We start from the raw sequence: 18,901 nt of genomic DNA, 5'->3' as shown, positions 1-18,901 counted from the left end.
CGTGATTTCAGATCCGCTTAAAGCCCTTCCAGCGCCTGTTGCAGATCAGCAATCAGGTCTTCGGTATCTTCGATACCGATGCTGATGCGCACCAGTCCGTCGGTGATACCGCTCTGGCGGCGAACTTCCGGCGCGACGGCGCTGTGCGTTGTCGATGCCGGATGGCAGGCCAGCGAATCGGTGTCGCCGAGCGATACCGCCTGCGTGATGATGCTCAGCTTATCGAGGAACGTCCGTGCGGCGTTGAGGCCGCCTTTCAGCTCAATGGCCATAATCCCGCCAAACAGTTTCATTTGTTTTGAGGCGGTGGCATGTCCCGGATGCTGCTTCAGCCCCGGATAGAACACGGTGTCTACCGCGCTGTGGCCGTCGAGGAATTCCGCCACCGCCTGTGCGCTCAGCGAACTGGCTTCGACGCGCAGCGGCAGAGTTTTCAGGCCGCGGATCAGCAAACTGGCTTCGAACGGGCTCAGGTTGCCGCCGAACTGCTTCAGACTCAGGGTGCGGATTGGCGTGATTAATGCCGCCGAACCGGCCACTACGCCACCGGTCGCATCGCCGTGGCCGCTGATGTATTTGGTCGCAGAATGCAGAACGATATCAATGCCCAGTTCCAGCGGGCGCGTCAGGTACGGTGTGGCAAAGGTATTATCCGCCACACTGACTGCACCGGCGGCTTTCGACAGACGGGCGACTTCAGCCAGATCGGCGATATCCAGTCCCGGGTTAGCCGGGGTTTCCACCAGCACCACTTTGGTGTTTTTTGTGAATGCCGCTTCCAGTTCGCTCACATGGGTAACGTGAACCGGTTTGATGCCATAACGTGGCAGCAGGTTACGCACCACGCCTTCAGTGCCGCCATACAGCGTGCCGATATGAATGATTTCATCGCCGGGAACCAGCAGGGCAAACAACGTGGCGCTGATCGCTGCCATGCCACTCGCGCAGGCAACGGCGGTTTCTGCACCTTCGAGCGCCGCCAGTTTCTGTTCAAAAACGGCCACCGTCGGATTGGCGAAACGGCTGTAAATATAACCCGGTTCTTCACCACTGAAACGGCGTGCGCCGCTGTCAAAATCCGGGTATGAAAATGCCGATGCGGCGGTGATAGGTGTTGCAATCGCGCCGGTCAGGGCATCGGGCTGCTGTCCGCCATGAACGGCGAGCGTACGCATCCCTAAAGAACGTGAAGTGTTCAGTTTTTTCATCTTGGAATCCTGTCGATAGTAGGCAGAAATTATATCAACACTGGAGAAAGGTAGCTTTTTCAGCTTAAGAACATTTTCGGCGCAAACTCATTAGCCTGGTTATAAAGACTATAGCGTGCGCCGGCGTCAATAAAGAGGGGTCAGGCTTCAATATCTTGCGGGAAGGTTTGCGACCAGGCTTCGAAACCGCCGTCAACGCTGTAGACCGATTCGAAACCCTGAGAAATCAGAAATTGCGCGGCACCGCGGCTGCTGATGCCGTGATAGCACATCACCAGTACCGGTGTTTTGGCATCGGCCTGCTGGATAAACGCAGGCAGGCTGTCGTTGCTCAGGTGATAAGCGCCAGGTGCATGTGCTGCGCCGAAGCTTTGCGGGTCACGAATATCGACCATCACGGCTTCGCCTGAGGTCAGGCGGGAATGTGCTTGTTCAACGCTGATTGCTTCAAATTGTTCCATTCTGGTCTTGCCTCATAAAAGGTTATGCCGCCATTCTACCCAATAATTGCACAACTAAGACCAGACGAAATACAGGGATAAAGGCTAAACCAGGATCACCTGCACGCCTTTCTGACGTAATTGCCCGATGATTTCATCATTCGCTTCTTTGCCGGTGATCAGCACATCGATTTGTTCGGTGCGGCTGAACAGCATGCCCGCGCGCTGGCCGATTTTGCTGCTGTCGACCAGTACCGCCAAATTCCCAACATAATTCAACATCTTCTGCTCGGCCATCGCGGTCAGCATATCGGTTTTGTACAGGCCATCGGCGGTCAGCCCCGCGCCGCTGGTGAACATCCAGTGCCCGGCATACAGGCTGGCATCGCCGTCTTGTGGTGCCAGCGTAATTGACTGACTTTTATTGTACTGACCGCCCATGATCACCACGCTGTCGTGCTCCTGTTCAATCAGATAATTGGCCAGCGGCAGATAATTGGTAATGACCTGAATGTCTTTTCCGCACATTTCACGGCCGAGCAGAAACGCCGTCGAACCGCAGTTTATCACCACGCTTTCACCCGGCTGGCACAGTTCGGATGCCGCTTTGGCGATGCGCATTTTCTCGTTGAGATTGTGCGTCTGATGGATATTCAGCGGTGTCCAGTTCTGGCGTGGCTGATTCACGGCTTCAGCGCCATTGCGCACTTTCCGCAGTTTGCCCAGTTCGTTGAGCTTGGTGATGTCACGACGCGCCGTAGCGGGTGAAATATCAAACTGATCAATCACATCAGCGACGGAAATCTGCCCCTGACGTTGCAGCAGATCGAGAATAGCATTGTGGCGTTGTGGCTCAGTCATGGTGGCTCCGCAGGTAAATAGGTGATTACCGCGTGATTATAAACGAGCAGTAATGGCAATTACATGGTTTATAAAAAAGCGGAGTCTGCTGCCTCCGCCTGTTCATAACATACTTTATAAGAAAGACTTGAATGGCAGATCAGTCTCGGTAGTAAAGCAGTCGTCAAAGCCACGCGGATAGTGATACTCGAAGTTATCCTTATCATCCGGATACGTGAATTTACCGCCGACCTGCCAGATAAACGGCTTGAAGCCGTATTTCAGGCGATCTTTTTTCATCTCCCACAGCACGCGGATTTCCTGCGGATCGGCCTGGAAATTCGACCAGATATCATGGTGGAACGGAATAACGACTTTGGTGTTGAGGGATTCCGCCATGCGCAGCATATCGACGCTGGTCATTTTGTCGGTCACACCACGCGGGTTTTCGCCATAAGAGCCGAGCGCCACGTCTATCTGATATTCGTTACCGTGTTTGGCGTAGTAGTTGGAATAGTGCGAATCGCCGCTGTGATACAGGTTACCGCCCGGCGTTTTGAACAAATAATTCACCGCGCGCTGATCCATCATATCCGGCAATACCCCTGCGGCTTTCTGGTCTGCGGGCAGGGTGATCAGCACCGTGCGGTCGAAAGAATCCAGTGCGTGAATTTCCACGTCTTTGATCCTCACCACTTTGCCCGGCGTCATCACGATGCAACGACTGGCGGGCACGCCCCAGCTCATCCACAAATCCACACAGGTTTGCGGGCCGATAAAGGGCACGTCAGCAGCACAGTTTTGCATGACAGCGGCGGCCACGTTCACATCGATATGATCGTTATGATCGTGGGTGGATAACACCGCGTCGATCTCCCTGATCGCAAAGGGATCGAGCACAAACGGTGTGGTGCGCAGATTCGGCTGGAGCTTCTTTACACCGGCCATGCGCTGCATCTGGTGGCCGGTTTTCATCAGCGGGCTGCTGTGATTTTGCTTGCCGACGCCACACCAGAAATCGACACAAATATTCGCGCCGCCCTCAGACTTCAGCCAGATCCCCGTACAGCCCAGCCACCACATGGCAAAGGTGCCCGGCGCGACCTTTTCCTGCTCGATCTCTTCGTTTAACCAGGTGCCCCATTCCGGGAAAGTGCTGAGGATCCAGGATTCGCGGCTGATCGTTTCTACTTTGCTCATAGTATTCCCTCATCTGAGTTGGCTTTGAAATAGAGTCACAATAAATCATTTAATGATTACATATGATTTATTTGTGAGAATTTATCATCGAAAATTCATAATGACAATGATTATAAACGAGCGATTTTTAGCATTAAGCAGGGGATGACAAAGGAGGATGGGAGGATTTCAGGCGGTTTTCACATGCCTTTTTTTGTAGTATATGGCTGATATTTATCATAAAAACAGAGTGATTTAGTTTGTTAGCTCATTCTGCCGATGACGATATCTTGCGAGACTGCTCACAAATAATCATTGCGAATCTTTATTTGATTCGATGTGAGCATTAGAGTGCGTTTGTCCCTCACTTTTTAGCGCAGCGGTTATGTTCAAGTGCGTTGAAGAGATCAAACAAGGTCAGACGGAGAGTCTTATGGAATTCCTCTACACCATCTTCACCGTATTTTTTAATCAGGTAATGACTAACGCGCCGTTGCTGCTGGGTATTGTGACCATGCTCGGTTACATCCTGCTCAGGAAGAGCGCGACGGTGATTATCAAGGGCACCATCAAAACCATAATCGGCTTTATGTTACTGCAGGCGGGGTCCGGCATTCTGACCGGTACCTTCAAACCGGTGGTGGCAAAACTTTCAGAAGTGTATGGCATTAACGGTGCAATATCAGATACCTATGCCTCAATGATGGCCACGGTGGAGCGCATGGGCGAGGCCTATAGCTGGGTCGGTTACGCGGTGCTGATCGCCCTGGCGCTGAATATCCTGATGGTGGTATTCCGCCGCATTACCGGCATTCGCACCATCATGCTCACCGGCCACATCATGTTCCAGCAGGCGGGGCTGATTGCGGTGTTCTTCTTCATCATGGGCTATCCGATGTGGACCACCATCTGGTCAACCGCAATTCTGGTGTCGCTGTACTGGGGCATTACCTCGAACATGATGTACAAACCGACGCAGGCCGTGACCGAAAACAGCGGCTTCTCGATTGGTCACCAGCAGCAATTTGCCTCGTGGATCGCTTATAAAATCGCGCCGTATCTCGGGAAGAAAGAAGACAGTGTTGAAGATCTCAAACTGCCGGGCTGGCTGAATATTTTCCATGACAATATCGTGTCTACCGCCATCGTGATGACCGTGTTCTTCGGCATCATTCTGTGTTCCTTCGGCCTCGACACCCTGCAGCAAATGGCCGGAAAAACCCACTGGACGATTTACATCCTGCAAACCGGTCTGATGTTTGCGGTGGCGATTTTCATCATTATTCAGGGCGTGCGTATGTTCGTTGCTGAACTGACCGAAGCCTTTAACGGCATCTCCCAACGCCTGATCCCGGGTGCCGTGCTGGCCATCGACTGCGCGGCTATTTACAGCTTTGCGCCGAACGCCGTGGTCTGGGGCTTTATGTGGGGCACCATCGGCCAGCTGATTGCTGTCGCCATTCTGTTTGGCATGGGCTCTTCCATCATGATCATCCCCGGCTTTATCCCGATGTTCTTCTCTAACGCCACCATCGGCGTGTTTGCCAATCACTTCGGCGGCTGGCGCGCGGCGCTGAAAATCTGTCTGGTGATGGGGATGATCGAAATCTTCGGCTGCGTCTGGGCCATCAAACTCACCGGCCTGAGCGCCTGGATGGGCATGGCAGACTGGTCGATTCTGGCACCGCCAATGATGCAGGGCTTCTTCAGCATCGGTATGGCCTTTATGGGCGTCATTGCGGTGATTGTGCTGCTCTACATGTTCTTCGCGGGTCGCGCATTGCGGGCCGAAGAAGATGCTGAAAAACAGGCGCTTAATCAGTCCGTTTCTCACTAATGACTGTTCACTAATGACTGTTCACTAATGACTTCTCACAAATAACTTCTCACCAAACAAAGAGGTTCCCATGACAGTACGAATTCTGGCGGTATGCGGTTGCGGGCAAGGCAGTTCGATGATCATGAAGATGAAAATCGGCCAGTTTCTGACGCAGGAAGGCGTGGATCACACCATGAATAGCTGCGCGGTGGGGGAATACAAATCCGAGCTGAGCGGTGCTGACATTATTGTCGCCTCCACGCACGTGGCGGATGAAATCACCGTCAGCGGCAACAAATACGTGGTCGGCGTGCGCAACATGCTGTCGGCGGCTGACTTCGGTCCGAAAGTGATGGAAGTGATTAACGCGCACTTTTCCGCAGACCTGAAAAAGTAAGGAGCGATGTATGAAACTGCGAGATTCGCTGGCTGAAAACAACTCGATTCGCCTCAACGCAGAAGCAGAAACCTGGCAGGGCGCAGTGAAAATTGGCGTCGATATGCTGGTAGAAGCCGGAGTGGTAGAGCCGCGTTATTACCAGGCGATTCTGGACGGCGTCGAACGTTTCGGGCCGTATTTCGTGATCGCACCCGGGCTTGCCATGCCGCATGGCCGTCCGGAAGAAGGTGTGCTGAAAACCGGTTTTGCGCTGGTGACGCTGAAAAAACCACTGGTGTTCAATCATGAAGATAACGATCCGGTGGACATTCTCATCACGCTGGCGGCGGTGGATGCCAATGCGCATCAGGAAATCGGCATCATGCAGGTGGTGAACCTGTTTGATGATGAAGCCAATTTTGACCGCCTGCGTGCCTGCACTACGGCGCAACAGGTGCTGGATCTGATCGACCTGACCTCCGCCACGGCGGTTCACTAATTCGTTAGCAGAGAAGGAATATATTATGTCTCATTCATTACCGATGTTGCAGGTGGCGCTGGATAACCAGTCGATGGACGACGCTTACAAAACCACGCGCCTGATCGCCAGCGAAGTCGACATTATCGAAGTTGGCACTATTTTATGTGTCGCAGAAGGTGTGCGCGCGGTGCGTGACCTCAAGGCGCTGTATCCGGAAAAAATTGTGCTGGCCGATGCCAAAATCGCCGATGCCGGAAAAATCCTCTCGCGCATGTGTTTCGAAGCCCATGCTGACTGGGTGACGGTGATTTGCTGTGCCGACATCAACACCACCAAAGGTGCGCTGGAAGTGGCGAAAGAATTTAACGGCGACGTGCAGATTGAGCTGACCGGTTACTGGACGTGGGAACAGGCGCAGGAATGGCACGACGCAGGCATCGGGCAGGTGGTTTATCACCGCAGCCGCGACGCGCAGGCCGCCGGGGTGGCGTGGAGCGATGCCGATATCTCGGCGATTAAACGCCTTTCCGCCATGGGCTTTAAAGTGACCATTACCGGCGGACTGGCGCTGGAAGATTTGCCGCTATTTAAAGACATTCCGGTGCACGTCTTTATCGCCGGACGTAGTATCCGCGACGCCAAAGATCCGGTTGACGCAGCACGTCAGTTCAAAAAATCCATTCGCCAGCTCTGGGGCTAAGGAACACCGAATGATGCATAAAGCCGTTCCACTCGGTATCTATGAAAAAGCCCTGCCTGCGGGCGAAGACTGGCTGATGCGCCTGACACTGGCGAAAGAGCTGGGCTTCGATTTCGTTGAAATGTCGGTGGATGAAACCGACAACCGGCTGGCGCGGCTGGACTGGTCACGCGAGCAACGTTTGCAGGTAGTTGATGCAATATCACGCACCGGCATCCGCATTCCGTCCATGTGCCTGAGCGCACACCGGCGGTTCCCGCTTGGTGCAGAAGATGATGAAACCCGCAATCAGGGTCTGGAAATCATGCGCAAGGCCATCGTGCTGGCGCAGGATCTCGGCATTCGCGTGATCCAGCTTGCCGGTTATGACGTGTATTACCAGCAGGCCAATGAAAATACCCGCGAGCGTTTTCGCGATGGCTTGCAGGAGTCCGTCGAAATGGCCAGTCGTGCGCAGGTCACGCTGGCGATGGAAATCATGGATTACCCGCTGATGAATTCGATCAGCAAAGCGCTGGGTTACAGTCATTACCTGAACAATCCGTGGTTCCAGCTTTATCCGGATATCGGCAATTTATCGGCATGGGATAACGACGTGCAGATGGAACTGGCAAGCGGCGCAGGGCATATCGTCGCTGTGCATGTTAAAGACACACAGCCCGGCGTATTCAAAAACGTCCCCTTTGGCAACGGCGTGGTGGAGTTCGAGCGTTGCTTTGCCACGCTGCAAAAAAGCGGTTATCGCGGGCCGTACCTGATCGAAATGTGGAGCGAAACCGCCGCCGATCCGATGCAGGAAGTGCGCAACGCCCGCGCCTGGGTGGTCGATAAAATGCAGAAAGCCGGGCTTAGCATGGAGGAAACCCGATGACGGATGCACTGAAACAACGCGTATTTGAAGCCAACATGGCGCTGCCCGCTTTTGGTCTGGTGACCTTCACGTGGGGGAATGTCAGCGGTATTGATCGCGAGCGCGGTATTGTTGTGATCAAACCGAGCGGCGTGGAATACGAGAAAATGCAGGTCAGCGATATGGTCGTGCTGAACCTGCAAGGCGACGTCGTGGAAGGGCATTACAAACCCTCTTCAGATACCGCCACGCATCTCGAACTTTACGCCCGTTTCCCGCAGCTTGGTGGCATCGTGCACACCCATTCGACCTATGCGACCTCATGGGCGCAGGCCGGCGTCGCCATCCCGCCACTCGGCACCACACACGCGGATTATTTTGCCGGTGCCATTCCCTGCACCCGGCCTTTATCGCGTAAGGAAGTCAGCGGAGAGTACGAACTGGAAACCGGCAAAGTTATCGCCGCGTCGCTGACCGGCATCGATCCGCTGCATATGCCGGGCATTCTGGTCGCCCAGCATGGCCCGTTCTGCTGGGGAATCACGCCGGAACAGGCGGTACACAACGCGGTGGTGCTGGAAGAAGTCGCGAAAATGGCGTGGATCACCGGTTCAATCCGGCGTGACCAAACCCCGATGGACGATTATTTGCTGCACAAGCACTTCAGCCGCAAGCACGGGCCGGATGCGTATTACGGGCAGAAATAATAGCTATTGAGATGCCATTAAAACCCCTCCCCTGCGAAGGTGAGGGTTGGGGCGGGGTTTTAATGGCATCTCCGCCATCCCTTCGACATGATTTCATGCATTTTTCCTCATCCCCGCAGTGAGCATTTTTCCAGCATAGGGTTTATACATAGATATCGCGATCACACTTTTTCTCACGGAAGCATTCCGTCCCCTCAGACTGAAAAGAGACTGCCCTATGTCGAAGATCACGTTCAAGCAGGATGTTTTTTTGGCGGCGCTCACCCGCCAGTGGCAAGCGTTCGGACTCACTTCAGCTTCAGATATGACCCGGCACCAGTGGTGGCATGCGGTCAGCGCCGCCGTCGCGGAACAAATTCCCCCGCAAAATGAGCCGGTCAGCAGTAAAAGCAAAAAAGTCATCCGCCACGTTAACTATATCTCGATGGAATTTCTGGTCGGGCGTCTCACCGGTAACAACCTGATTAATCTCGGCTGGTACGAAAAAATTGCCGCTGCGCTGGAACAGTTTGATATCAACCTGACCGACCTGCTGGAAGAAGAAATTGATCCGGCGCTGGGCAATGGCGGGCTGGGACGGCTGGCGGCCTGTTATCTCGATGCGATGGCTTCCGTCGGGCAGCCCGGCATCGGTTACGGCCTGAATTATCAGTACGGTTTATTCCGCCAGCGTTTTGTTGACGGCAAACAGAAAGAGTCGCCGGACGACTGGCACCGCAGCGAATATCCGTGGTTCCGCCACAACAGTTCGCTGGCGGTCAGCGTCGGTATTGGCGGTAAAATCGTGAAAAATGAGCAGGGCGTTTCACGCTGGGAGCCGGAATTTACCCTGCGTGGCGAAGCCTGGGATTTACCGGTAATGGGTTACCGCAACGGTATCACGCAACCGCTGCGCTTATGGGAAGCCACGCATCCGCACCCGTTTGATCTCGAAAAGTTTAATGACGGCGAGTTTCTGAAAGCCGAACAACAGGGTATCGACGCCGCCAAACTCACCAAAGTGTTGTATCCGAACGACAACCATCAGGCCGGTAAACGCCTGCGCCTGATGCAGCAGTATTTTCAGTGCGCCTGCTCGGTGGCCGATATCCTGCGGCGTCATCATTTCCTTGGCCGCAAAATCAGCGAACTGCCGGATTATGAAGTCATCCAGCTCAACGATACGCACCCGACCATCGCTATTCCTGAAATGCTGCGCGTGCTGCTCGACGAGCATCAGTTGAGCTGGGATGACGCGTGGCACATCACCAGCCGCACCTTCGCGTACACCAACCACACGTTAATGCCGGAAGCGCTGGAAACCTGGGACGAGCGACTGGTGCGCAGCCTGTTGCCGCGTCATTTCCAGATCATTAAACAGATCAACGCCAACTTTAAGAAACGGGTCAGCAAAGAATGGCCGGGTGATGAGGCGGTCTGGGCGAAACTTGCCGTGCATCACGACAAACAGGTGCGTATGGCGAACCTCTGCGTGGTCGCGGGTTTTGCGGTTAACGGCGTGGCGGCGCTGCATTCCGATCTGGTGGTCAAAGATCTGTTCCCGGAGTATCACCAGTTGTGGCCGGAAAAATTCCATAACGTGACTAACGGCATCACGCCGCGCCGCTGGCTTAAACAATGTAATCCGGCGCTGTCGGCACTGATTGATGAACGGCTGAAAACCGACAGTTGGGTCAATAATCTGGACCTGCTGAAAGGTCTGGAAGACGGCGTTAAAGACAAAAAATTCTGCAAACAGTACCGCAAAATCAAACACGATAACAAAGTGCGGCTGGCGGAATACGTCTGGCAGCGCATGGGGATCCGGCTTAATCCTGACGCGATTTTCGATGTACAGATTAAACGCCTGCATGAATACAAACGTCAGCATCTCAATCTGCTGCATATTCTTTCCCTGTACCGCCAGATCCGCGATAACCCGAAACTCGACATCGTGCCGCGTGTTTTCCTGTTCGGCGCCAAAGCCGCGCCCGGTTATTACCTCGCCAAAAATATTATTTATGCGATCAATCAGGTGGCGGAGAAGATCAACAACGATCCGATCGTCGCCGATCGTCTCAAAGTGGTGTTCATTCCCGATTATTGTGTGTCGGTGGCAGAACTGATGATCCCGGCGGCGGATGTGTCGGAGCAGATTTCTACCGCCGGGAAAGAGGCTTCCGGTACCGGCAATATGAAACTGGCGCTGAACGGTGCGCTGACCGTCGGCACGCTGGATGGTGCCAACGTCGAAATTGCCGAACAAGTCGGCGAGGACAACATCTTTATCTTTGGACTGACCGTCGATGAGGTAAAAGCGCAGCTGAAAAAAGGCTACAAGCCGAAAGCGCTGGTGAAAAAGGACAAACATCTCAAAGCCATTCTCGACGAACTGGCCAGCGGTTTTTATGCCAGTGGTGACAAAAAGGCCTTCGATCTGATGCTCAACAGTCTGCTCGATGGCGGTGATCCGTATCTGGTGCTGGCGGATTTTGCCACCTATTGCGAGGCGCAAAAACAGGTCGATGCGCTTTACCGTAATGCCGATGAATGGACCCGCCGTACCTTGCTCAACACGGCCCGTGTAGGCATGTTCAGCGCTGACCGTTCCATCCGCGATTATCAGCAGCGCATCTGGCAGGCCAAACGATAGGAGCCGACATGGAGGACAAGCAACTCGCTGAGGCCGCGCGCCGGGCAGGCATTGTAGACAGTTTCATTAATATGACGGATGACGTGGAAACGGTGTCAGATGACACGCGCGTCGCCTTGCTGGCGGCGATGGGGCGTGATCCGGCTGACGTGCCGGAAATCACGCCCGTGCCGCCGGTCAAAGTGTTTACACAAGGCAAAAAAGTGTGGCTCACGCCGGAAGGCAGTGGCGCATTTCAATGGCAACTGACGCAGGAAAATGGCAGCGAGACGCAGGGCGAAATCCTGACAGGCAACGTGTTGAACCTCGGGGCTGCATTGCCTGCCGGCTATCACCAGTTGACGTTATCGCAAAATGATAACGTCTGGCCTTGCCGGATCATCGTCGCGCCGCCGCGCTGTTATGAGCCTGAGGCATTGCTGGCAGGGGAAAAACTGTGGGGCGCGACGGTTCAGCTTTACACGCTGCGCTCGGAAAATAACTGGGGCGCAGGCGACTTCGGTGACCTGAAAAAAATGGTCGAAGAAGTTGGGAAACGCGGCGGGGCGTTCGTCGGGCTGAATCCGATACACGCGCTCTATCCGGCGAATCCGCAAAGTGCCAGCCCTTACAGTCCGTCGTCCCGCCGCTGGCTGAATCTGACCTACATTGATGTGAATGCCGTGGAGGAGTTTACCGCCAGTCGCGAGGCGCAAGACTGGTGGCATTCCACAGAGACGCGCGAGGCGTTACTGCAGGCACGCAGCACGGAGTTTGTCGATTATCCGCTGGTGATGGCGCTTAAATCGGCGGCGCTCAAACTGGCCTGGCCGCTGTTTTGCGAGTTGCCGGAAGACAGCCCGCGTAAGCAGGATTTTCGCCGTTTCGTCGCACTTGGTGGCGACAGCCTGCGACAGCAGGCGTTGTTCGACGCACTGCATACACATCTGCGCGATCTGGATTTAGGCCAGTGGGGCTGGCCGGTATGGCCGGAAGTCTATCGTGATGCGAAAAGTGCACAAGTGCGGGAATTCAGCGAGCGTTACGCCGGTGAAATTGAATTTTATCAGTGGCAGCAATGGCTGGCGCAGATGCAGTTTTCCGCATGTTATCAGCGCAGTGTTGAGCTGAAGATGCCGATCGGCGTGTATCGTGATCTGGCGGTTGGCGTAGCGCAAGGCGGCGCGGAAACCTGGTCCGATCCGGCGCTGTATTGCCTGAATGCCACCATCGGTGCGCCGCCAGATATTCTCGGCCCGCAGGGACAAAACTGGGGGCTTCCGCCCATTGATCCACACGAAATGAAAGCCCGTGCCTATCAGCCGTTCATAGATTTGCTGCGTGCAAACATGGCGGAATGCGGTGCACTGCGTATCGATCACGTCATGGGGTTGCTGCGTTTGTGGTGGATACCCGCCGAACAGGAGGCGGGCAGCGGCGCGTATGTCCGTTATCCGCTGGAGGATTTACTCGGTGTGCTGGCTTTGGAAAGTCAGCGGCATCAGTGCATGGTGATTGGTGAAGATCTCGGTACCGTGCCGAAAGAAATCCTCGCCAGCCTGCGTGACAGCGGGGTGTATTCCTACAAAGTGTTGTATTTCGAGCACGATAAACACTTCCTTTACCGGCCGCCGGAAGATTATGTTTCACAAGCGATGGCAACGGTCACCACCCATGATTTACCGACGTTGCGGGGCTACTGGGAAGGGGGCGATTTAACGCTCGGAGCGTCGCTGGGCGTTTATCCTGATCCGCAGGTGCTGGAAAAACTGCGCGGGGAACGTGAACGTAGCAAGCAGGGGCTTCTTAATGCGCTGCATCTGACACAGTGTGTGCCGAAATCGATCAGCCGCAGTGCTGAAAACATGCCGATGACGCCGCTGCTGAACCTGGGTTTGCAACGTTATCTGGCGGGCAGTGCCAGCGCGTTGCTGGGTTTGCAACCGGAAGACTGGCTGGACATGGATTTGCCGGTGAATGTGCCGGGCACCAATACCGAATACCCCAACTGGCGGCGCAAACTGACGCGAACCCTGGAGGACATGTTTGCTGATGAGCATATTGATGCGCTGCTCAGTGATTTAAACCAGCGCAGGCAGGCATAAAAAAAAAGCACCCAACGGAAGGGTGCTTTTTATGTTCTGGCTGATCAGCAGGTGATCAGTAGAAGGAGTGTTCGCCGCGCTGGTGTTCAGTCAGGTCGCGCACGCCTTTCAGCTCAGGGAAGTTTTGCAGCAGTTCTTTCTCGATGCCGTCTTTCAGGGTGACATCAATCATCGAACAGCCGTTGCAACCGCCGCCGAATTGCAGGATAGCGATGCCGTCGTCGGTGATTTCCATCAGGGAAACACGACCACCGTGGCTGGCTAACTGCGGGTTAATCTGCGACTGCAACTGATATTCAACACGTTCCATCAGCGGCGCATCGTCAGAGACTTTACGCATTTTGGCGTTCGGGGCTTTCAGCGTGAGCTGGGAACCGAGCTGATCGGTGACGAAGTCGATCACGGCGTCTTGCAGATAAGGCGCGCTTAATTCATCAATGAAAGCAGACAGTTTCTCGAACTTGAGTTCGGTATCCGTCGCTTCTACGGCGTCAGGTGGGCAATAGGAGACACCGCATTCTGCGGTTGGCGTACCGGGATTGATCACGAATACGCGGATTTGGGTGCCTTCTTCCTGGCTTGCCAGCAATTTGGCAAAGTGCTCTTGGGCAGCATCGGTAATAAGGATCATAACATTCGCTCAATAGTTGACTACTCTAGTTGGTTATAATACGCCCTTTGTTTTTACCCGTCACCCTTCACGTTGCCAGTGTGTTAGCAGCACGTGCTTACGCCTGTAAAGTCCGGCAAATACAGGCAATTTGCAGCGAAGCAACGCCCTGATTACGCAGAATCTTGCTGATTTCCCTGACAGTACTGCCGGTCGTGACCACATCATCGAGCAACATCACGTGCTTATCGCGCAGGCTGGCATGGCAGGTGAAGGCTTTGCGCAGATTCCACTTTCTCTCGTGCTCGGTCAGACTTTGCTGCGGCGGCGTGCGCCGGTTGCGGCTCAGGGCATCGGGCAGATATTGGCAATGCAGCCAGCGTGCCAGCGGCTTCGCGAGCAATTCACTCTGATTATACCCGCGCGCGAAATAGCGCTTCTGATGCAGCGGCACGCTGAGAAGCACGTCGGGTCTGGGCAGATTGCTCATCCGGTAGCGTTCCTGCCAGCGCAGAAAAAGTAAACGGGCAAGTGTGGTGTCGAGTTCCGGTTGCCTGGAGAATTTGAACCGCAGAACCAGCCCGCTCACCGGCATTTCATAAGGGCTGGCGAAGATCATCGCGTCCCACGGTGGGGGTTTTAACAGACAACGTCCGCAATCGGCATGGCCCCCGGAAGAGGGCAATCCGCAGCGCAGGCAGCAGGGCGGTGCGACCGGCAGATGTTTCATGCACAAACTGCAAATGCCCTGAACCGGGAGATGCAGCGGACACTGGCATAGCCAACAGCGGCTGGCAATTGTTAGCATAGCGGCGGGTTCCTTTTGCCAATCAGACAGACACGGACAATACGCTATGAATACGCTTTACCGGGAGACTATCGGCGAAGGAGATCGCCATCTTGTGCTGCTTCACGGATGGGGGCTGAATGCCGAAGTGTGGCGTTACACGGCAGAGCGACTTGCGCCGCAATTTTGTCTGCATCTGATTGATCTGCCGGGCTATGGCCGCAGTGAGGGTTTCGGGGCGATGACGCTGGAAGAGATGGCGGAAACCGTGCTTGCCGCAATGCCGGAGAAAAGCGCATTACTTGGCTGGTCGCTGGGCGGCCTGGTGGCCAGCCAGATAGCCCTGAGTGCGCCGCAGCGCGTGGAAAAACTGATTACCGTGGCATCATCGCCCTGTTTTGCAGCCCATGAAAACTGGCCGGGGATCCGCCCGGACGTATTACAGGGTTTTCAGCATCAGTTAAGTGAAGATTTCCAGCGCACGGTTGAGCGTTTTCTGGCGCTGCAGACGCTGGGCAGCGACAGCGCCCGTCAGGATGTGCGGCTGCTTAAATCGATCGTCCTGAATCTGCCGATGCCGCCGGTGGCCGTGCTCAATGGCGGGCTGGAGATTTTACGCAACGTGGATTTGCGCCAGCCGGTGACGCAACTGACCTTGCCAGTCCTGCGTATTTACGGTGCGCTCGACGGGCTGGTACCGAGAAAAATGGTGCCGCTGATGGATGCGATTCTGCCCGATTCCTGTTCGGAAGTCGTTGAAAAGGCTGCACATGCGCCGTTTATCTCCCACCCTGATAGGTTTTGTGAACTTGTCGAGCGTTTCCTGATTGCAGACTGCAAGCCAATGTAAATATTTTTTTCAATTTTCTGGCTAATTCTCAAGGGTGACTAATACTTAAGCCGATGATGACGGGGTGAAAGGTGGGCGTAAGTTGTTACGCGAGCCTGTTTGCGTCTCTGGGGAGTTTACTGGCGTTTAACCATGAAGGTCATGCCAGCGCAGATACACCCGCTGTTCATATCCTGACTGCTTTCTTTGAGAACTATTCATCCAATTTAGAGGTAATGTCATGAAATCAAACAAAATTATCGTTGCGGCAATTCTGACAGGGTTATTCTCACTCAACGCGATGGCGGCAGAGATGATCTCGAAAGAAGAAGCCAAAGATAAGGGTTACACCAGTCTGGGCGTGGTCACGACCAGCAATGAATACACTGCGCCAATGGATGCGAAAGAAGAATTGTCCAAACTGGCTGATGAAAAGGGCGGCAAATACTATGTGGTGATTGCGGCTCAGGAGAAGAAGAAAATCACCGCAACGGCTGAAGTCTTCAAATAATCGCTTTTATGCTGCTCTGAACCCCGGGATGCCTTTGTGCATCCCTTTTTTATTCCCGTTTTCTGTGCGCTCCTTCTCTTTCTTTGTTCTGTATCAATTTGTTTTTAAAGAAATACGTCAGATCGTTACTCTCAGCGTAACGAAGTGTCCGGACGCTTAATTGATGCAATATTCTTCGCTGCTTACACTTAGCAGGCTATCAAAACAGGTCAAATGTGATGCAACCGCCACTTGACTGAACTTCCCGATGCCTCTTGTTTCATCACGCCGGGAAAGATTCAGCAAGCTCAACCCAGGGAGGTTTGGCATGCCGCAACATCCGCAGACCACGAAAGTGTGGGACACCCGCCGCAATGAAAAACAACGGCGTATCGACAGTGTCCGTTCCGTGGCAGAGGGTAAAGTTTTACCCACAGATAAAATTATCCCCATCCTCGAAACGCTGATTGCCTCCGGCGACCGCGTGGTGATGGAGGGTAACAACCAAAAACAAGCTGACTTCCTTTCCCGATCACTGGCGAAAGTGAATCCTGAAAAGCTGCATGATTTACATATGATCATGCCGAGCGTCAGCCGCGCTGAACATCTGGATCTCTTTGAACGTGGCATCGCCCGTAAGCTCGATTTTGCGTTCTCCGGTCCGCAAAGCCTGCGCATCGCGCAGTTGCTGGAAGACGGTCAGATGGAAATCGGTGCGATCCACACCTATATCGAACTGTATTCCCGTCTTTACGTCGATCTGGTGCCGAACATCGCACTGATCGCCGGTTTCAAAGCTGACCGCAAAGGCAATCTGTATACCGGCGCAAGCACCGAAGACACCCCGGCGCTGGTCGAAGCCGCAGCCTTCAAAAACGGTATCGTGATTGCGCAGGTCAACGAACTGGTTGAAGAAGACACTGATCTGCCGCGCGTCGATATTCCGGGCGACTGGATCGATTTCGTGGTCGTCGCCGACAAGCCATTCTTCATCGAACCGCTGTTCACCCGTGACCCGCGCCTGATCAAACCGGTTCACGTGCTGATGGCCATGATGGCCATTAAAGGTATCTACGCCAAACACAACGTGCAGTCGCTCAACCACGGCATCGGTTTTAACACCGCCGCTATCGAACTGCTGTTGCCCACTTACGGCGAACAGCTCGGCCTGCGCGGCAAAATCTGTAAACACTGGACACTGAACCCGCATCCGACGCTGATCCCGGCTATCGAAAGCGGTTGGGTGGAAACCGTTCACTGCTTCGGCGGCGAAATGGGGATGGAAGAATATATCCGCGCCCGTCCTGACGTGTTCTTCACCGGCTCCGACGGTTCTATGCGCTCCAACCGTGCGTTCTGCCAGATGGCAGGCCAGTACGCGGTAGATATGTTCATCGGTTCGACCTTGCAGGTTGACGGGCTGGCGAACTCGTCAACCGTGACCCGCGGTCGTCTGGCCGGTTTCGGGGGCGCGCCTAACATGGGGCATGATCCGCACGGTCGCCGTCACTCCACGCCAGCCTGGCTCGACATGATTGAAGAGCCGGACCCGATGGCACGCGGTAAAAAACTGGTCGTACAGATGGTGGAAACCTTCCAGGCCGGGGGCAAACCGACATTCGTTGAGAAACTCGAAGCCGTTGATGTGGGTAAAGAATCCGGTATGCCGCTGGCGCCGGTGATGATTTACGGCGACGACGTGACCCACGTGCTGACCGAAGAAGGTATCGCCTATCTTTACCGCGCCCGTTCTCTCGAAGAACGCCGTGCGATGGTGGCGGCAGTTGCCGGTATCACTGACATCGGTCTGGGCGTTGACGCCAAACGCGTCGCCGACCTGCGTCGTCAGGAACTGGTGGTCTTCCCGGAAGATATGGGCATCCGCCGCACCGACGCCACCCGTTCATTACTGGCTGCGGGCAGCGTGAGCGAGCTGGTTGACTGGTCCGGCGGCTTGTATAACCCGCCAGCCAAATTCCGTAGCTGGTGATCACTATGCCGCAGACTTTAACGACTGGCGCTCTGCTCACAGCGGAAGAACTGGCCGAAAGGCTGGCAGAAACGGCGACGCAGGCGCTGATCGACGAAGCGCGGCTTAGCCCGAAACCGGGGCTGGTAGACAGCCGGAGTGCCGGTGCCCATCAGGATTTAAGTTTAGATCTGATGGTGCGTTCGGCGCGCAGCCTGACGTCCACGTTCTATTTGCTGGCTTTACACAGTTGGCAGCGCCCGGCGGATATCGCCCTGCGTCAGGAAGTGGGCCGTTTAGGTCGTGCTGGCGAAGCGCAGATGATGGCGGAAACCGGCGGCGTGAATACTCACCGGGGCGCTATCTGGGCGATGGGGTTGCTGGTCAGCGCCGTTGCCATGCAGCCGGAAAGTTTACTGCCGCTGCATATTGCGCAGCGTGCCGCGAAAATTGCGGCGTTGCCCGATGCTTTCAGCCCGAAAAAATTCAGTAAAGGTTCGCACGCCGTGCAGCGTTATCAGGTGCCGGGTGCACGCGAAGAGGCACAAAGCGGTTTCCCGCACATTATCGGTTGTGCACTGCCGCAGCTTCATCACAGCCGGGCACACGGCGCCAGCGAAAGCGAAGCGCAGGTCGATGCCTTACTGGCGGTGATGTCCACACTGGCCGACACCTGCGTGCTGTCACGCGGTGGCTTACCGGCGCTGGAAGCCATGCATCAGGGCGCGCAGGCCGTGCTGGAAGCCGGTGGCACCAGCACGATGGCGGGCAAACAACGGTTGCGCCATCTCGAACACCGGATGCTGGCGGACAACACATCGCCCGGCGGTGCCGCTGATTTACTGGCTGCGACGCTGTTTCTTGACCGCGTCAGCGTGGTCTGAACCGGATACGCAT

Annotated in this window: 18 protein-coding genes; 12 read left to right on the top strand and 6 right to left on the bottom strand. The window is 54.9% G+C overall.

The annotated features are described in order from the left end of the window. Positions 1-17: 17 nt before the first annotated feature. The 4 genes from LC431_RS12525 to ulaG all read right to left on the bottom strand — a co-directional run bounded on the left by LC431_RS12525 (position 18) and on the right by ulaG (position 3,688). Positions 18-1,208 (bottom strand): PLP-dependent aspartate aminotransferase family protein, encoded by a 1,191-nt coding sequence (locus tag LC431_RS12525; protein ID WP_013573560.1) that lies wholly within the window; start codon positions 1,206-1,208, stop codon positions 18-20. A gap of 140 nt (positions 1,209-1,348) precedes the next feature. Then, positions 1,349-1,669 (bottom strand): thiosulfate sulfurtransferase GlpE, encoded by a 321-nt coding sequence (glpE, locus tag LC431_RS12520; RefSeq protein WP_037033715.1) that lies wholly within the window; start codon positions 1,667-1,669, stop codon positions 1,349-1,351. 84 nt (positions 1,670-1,753) lie between these two features. Continuing rightward, positions 1,754-2,509 carry an HTH-type transcriptional regulator UlaR gene (gene ulaR, locus LC431_RS12515; protein WP_013573562.1) on the bottom strand — a complete coding sequence of 252 codons (756 nt, stop codon included), beginning with the start codon at positions 2,507-2,509 and terminating at the stop codon, positions 1,754-1,756. 114 nt (positions 2,510-2,623) lie between these two features. After that, positions 2,624-3,688 carry an L-ascorbate 6-phosphate lactonase gene (ulaG, locus tag LC431_RS12510; protein WP_013573563.1) on the bottom strand — a complete coding sequence of 355 codons (1,065 nt, stop codon included), beginning with the start codon at positions 3,686-3,688 and terminating at the stop codon, positions 2,624-2,626. 412 nt (positions 3,689-4,100) lie between these two features. Here ulaG and ulaA point away from each other — a divergent pair, with 412 nt between their 5' ends. The 8 genes from ulaA (at position 4,101) to malQ (ending at position 13,319) form a co-directional block, all read left to right on the top strand. After that, the gene (gene ulaA / locus LC431_RS12505) at positions 4,101-5,504 is read left to right on the top strand and encodes a PTS ascorbate transporter subunit IIC (protein WP_014411492.1); all 1,404 of its coding nucleotides are present in this window, start codon (positions 4,101-4,103) and stop codon (positions 5,502-5,504) included. A gap of 70 nt (positions 5,505-5,574) precedes the next feature. Next, positions 5,575-5,883, top strand: a complete 309-nt coding sequence (ulaB, locus tag LC431_RS12500) for a PTS ascorbate transporter subunit IIB (RefSeq protein WP_013573565.1) — start codon at positions 5,575-5,577, stop codon at positions 5,881-5,883. A 10-nt stretch (positions 5,884-5,893) separates the two neighbouring features. After that, positions 5,894-6,364, top strand: a complete 471-nt coding sequence (ulaC, locus tag LC431_RS12495) for a PTS ascorbate transporter subunit IIA (RefSeq protein WP_112151939.1) — start codon at positions 5,894-5,896, stop codon at positions 6,362-6,364. Positions 6,365-6,389: 25 nt separating this feature from the next. Further along, on the top strand, positions 6,390-7,046 hold the full coding sequence (locus LC431_RS12490) for a 3-keto-L-gulonate-6-phosphate decarboxylase UlaD (RefSeq protein ID WP_013573567.1): 657 nt from the start codon (positions 6,390-6,392) through the stop codon (positions 7,044-7,046). A gap of 10 nt (positions 7,047-7,056) precedes the next feature. Then, positions 7,057-7,917, top strand: a complete 861-nt coding sequence (locus LC431_RS12485; RefSeq protein WP_217244478.1) for an L-ribulose-5-phosphate 3-epimerase — start codon at positions 7,057-7,059, stop codon at positions 7,915-7,917. Continuing rightward, positions 7,914-8,603, top strand: a complete 690-nt coding sequence (locus tag LC431_RS12480; RefSeq protein WP_014411493.1) for an L-ribulose-5-phosphate 4-epimerase — start codon at positions 7,914-7,916, stop codon at positions 8,601-8,603. The genes LC431_RS12485 and LC431_RS12480 overlap by 4 nt, the downstream gene beginning before the upstream one ends. 217 nt (positions 8,604-8,820) lie before the next feature. Further along, the gene (gene malP, locus LC431_RS12475) at positions 8,821-11,235 is read left to right on the top strand and encodes a maltodextrin phosphorylase (protein ID WP_013573571.1); all 2,415 of its coding nucleotides are present in this window, start codon (positions 8,821-8,823) and stop codon (positions 11,233-11,235) included. A gap of 8 nt (positions 11,236-11,243) precedes the next feature. Beyond that, positions 11,244-13,319, top strand: coding sequence for a 4-alpha-glucanotransferase (gene malQ / locus LC431_RS12470; RefSeq protein WP_223509928.1), 2,076 nt, complete (start codon positions 11,244-11,246; stop codon positions 13,317-13,319). Between the two features lie 55 nt (positions 13,320-13,374). Here malQ and nfuA read toward each other — a convergent pair whose 3' ends face one another. After that, positions 13,375-13,950 (bottom strand): Fe-S biogenesis protein NfuA, encoded by a 576-nt coding sequence (gene nfuA / locus LC431_RS12465; protein ID WP_013573573.1) that lies wholly within the window; start codon positions 13,948-13,950, stop codon positions 13,375-13,377. Positions 13,951-14,047: 97 nt separating this feature from the next. Continuing rightward, positions 14,048-14,737, bottom strand: coding sequence for a DNA utilization protein GntX (gene gntX, locus LC431_RS12460; RefSeq protein ID WP_223509926.1), 690 nt, complete (start codon positions 14,735-14,737; stop codon positions 14,048-14,050). 46 nt (positions 14,738-14,783) lie between these two features. On the opposite strand from gntX, the gene bioH reads away from it, so the two are divergent. The 4 genes from bioH (at position 14,784) to LC431_RS12440 (ending at position 18,888) form a co-directional block, all read left to right on the top strand. After that, positions 14,784-15,566 carry a pimeloyl-ACP methyl ester esterase BioH gene (gene bioH / locus LC431_RS12455; protein ID WP_223509924.1) on the top strand — a complete coding sequence of 261 codons (783 nt, stop codon included), beginning with the start codon at positions 14,784-14,786 and terminating at the stop codon, positions 15,564-15,566. A 220-nt stretch (positions 15,567-15,786) separates the two neighbouring features. Further along, on the top strand, positions 15,787-16,056 hold the full coding sequence (locus LC431_RS12450; protein ID WP_014333504.1) for a YdgH/BhsA/McbA-like domain containing protein: 270 nt from the start codon (positions 15,787-15,789) through the stop codon (positions 16,054-16,056). Positions 16,057-16,363: 307 nt separating this feature from the next. Further along, positions 16,364-18,025: a malonate decarboxylase subunit alpha gene (gene mdcA, locus LC431_RS12445; protein ID WP_013573577.1), complete on the top strand. Its 1,662-nt coding sequence runs from the start codon at positions 16,364-16,366 to the stop codon at positions 18,023-18,025. Between the two features lie 5 nt (positions 18,026-18,030). Beyond that, on the top strand, positions 18,031-18,888 hold the full coding sequence (locus LC431_RS12440) for a triphosphoribosyl-dephospho-CoA synthase (RefSeq protein WP_217217876.1): 858 nt from the start codon (positions 18,031-18,033) through the stop codon (positions 18,886-18,888). Positions 18,889-18,901: the final 13 nt, after the last annotated feature.

Origin of the sequence: Rahnella sp. GSA61A (assembly GCF_019969905.1) — a bacterium.
GTDB classification, from domain to species: Bacteria; Pseudomonadota; Gammaproteobacteria; order Enterobacterales; family Enterobacteriaceae; genus Rahnella; species Rahnella aceris.
The sequence above is the reverse complement of the archived record's forward strand: the minus strand, read 5'-3'. Positions and strand labels throughout refer to the sequence as shown.

Bases quoted from the DNA above. Each gene is read 5' to 3' on its own strand.
- LC431_RS12440 (WP_217217876.1), top strand. From the start codon at position 18,031: ATGCCGCAGACTTTAACGACTGGCGCTCTGCTCACAGCGGAAGAACTG.
- nfuA (WP_013573573.1), bottom strand. From the start codon at position 13,950: ATGATCCTTATTACCGATGCTGCCCAAGAGCACTTTGCCAAATTGCTG.
- bioH (WP_223509924.1), top strand. From the start codon at position 14,784: ATGAATACGCTTTACCGGGAGACTATCGGCGAAGGAGATCGCCATCTT.
- LC431_RS12485 (WP_217244478.1), top strand. From the start codon at position 7,057: ATGATGCATAAAGCCGTTCCACTCGGTATCTATGAAAAAGCCCTGCCT.
- LC431_RS12480 (WP_014411493.1), top strand. From the start codon at position 7,914: ATGACGGATGCACTGAAACAACGCGTATTTGAAGCCAACATGGCGCTG.
- LC431_RS12450 (WP_014333504.1), top strand. From the start codon at position 15,787: ATGAAATCAAACAAAATTATCGTTGCGGCAATTCTGACAGGGTTATTC.
- malQ (WP_223509928.1), top strand. From the start codon at position 11,244: ATGGAGGACAAGCAACTCGCTGAGGCCGCGCGCCGGGCAGGCATTGTA.
- LC431_RS12490 (WP_013573567.1), top strand. From the start codon at position 6,390: ATGTCTCATTCATTACCGATGTTGCAGGTGGCGCTGGATAACCAGTCG.
- malP (WP_013573571.1), top strand. From the start codon at position 8,821: ATGTCGAAGATCACGTTCAAGCAGGATGTTTTTTTGGCGGCGCTCACC.
- ulaC (WP_112151939.1), top strand. From the start codon at position 5,894: ATGAAACTGCGAGATTCGCTGGCTGAAAACAACTCGATTCGCCTCAAC.
- LC431_RS12525 (WP_013573560.1), bottom strand. From the start codon at position 1,208: ATGAAAAAACTGAACACTTCACGTTCTTTAGGGATGCGTACGCTCGCC.
- ulaR (WP_013573562.1), bottom strand. From the start codon at position 2,509: ATGACTGAGCCACAACGCCACAATGCTATTCTCGATCTGCTGCAACGT.
- ulaB (WP_013573565.1), top strand. From the start codon at position 5,575: ATGACAGTACGAATTCTGGCGGTATGCGGTTGCGGGCAAGGCAGTTCG.
- ulaG (WP_013573563.1), bottom strand. From the start codon at position 3,688: ATGAGCAAAGTAGAAACGATCAGCCGCGAATCCTGGATCCTCAGCACT.
- ulaA (WP_014411492.1), top strand. From the start codon at position 4,101: ATGGAATTCCTCTACACCATCTTCACCGTATTTTTTAATCAGGTAATG.
- mdcA (WP_013573577.1), top strand. From the start codon at position 16,364: ATGCCGCAACATCCGCAGACCACGAAAGTGTGGGACACCCGCCGCAAT.
- glpE (WP_037033715.1), bottom strand. From the start codon at position 1,669: ATGGAACAATTTGAAGCAATCAGCGTTGAACAAGCACATTCCCGCCTG.
- gntX (WP_223509926.1), bottom strand. From the start codon at position 14,737: ATGCTAACAATTGCCAGCCGCTGTTGGCTATGCCAGTGTCCGCTGCAT.